1 pseudogene is annotated in these 494 nt (G+C 67.2%); it reads left to right on the plus strand.

The annotated features are described in order from the left end of the window. A pseudogene (locus TW83_RS17620) lies at nt 1–494 on the plus strand (ABC transporter permease); the annotation flags it as partial.

Raw genomic sequence — 494 nt, forward strand, 5'->3', positions numbered from 1 at the left:
TTCCGCGCTGGTGATCCTGGCCATCGGGGAAAGCCCCTGGATGGCGCTGACCACGATGGTCGAAGGGGCGCTCGGCTCCAGCTATGGCTGGGGCTTCACGCTCTATTACGCGACGAATTTCATCTTTACGGGGCTGGCGGTGATGGTCGCCTATCACGCCGCCCTGTTCAACATCGGCGGCGAGGGGCAGGCAGCGATGGGCGGCCTGGGCGTCGCGCTGGTGCTGCTGTTCCTGCCGCTGCCGCACTGGGCAATCGCCCTGCCGGTGGCGATGCTGGGCGCTGCCGCCTTCGGTGCGGCCTGGGCCTTCATCCCCGCCGTCCTGCAGGCGAAGCGGGGCAGCCACATCGTGATCACCACGATCATGTTCAACTTCATCGCCGCGGCCACGCTGAACTATGTGCTGGTGAACCAGTTGCGCCCGACGGGCAGCATGGACCCGGCATCCGCCCGCTTTCCCGAGGTGACGCACCTGCCCGCGCTGACCGACATCG

It is taken from the genome of Paracoccus sp. S4493 (genome assembly GCF_000967735.1).
In the GTDB taxonomy this organism is placed as follows: Bacteria; Pseudomonadota; Alphaproteobacteria; order Rhodobacterales; family Rhodobacteraceae; genus Paracoccus; species Paracoccus marcusii.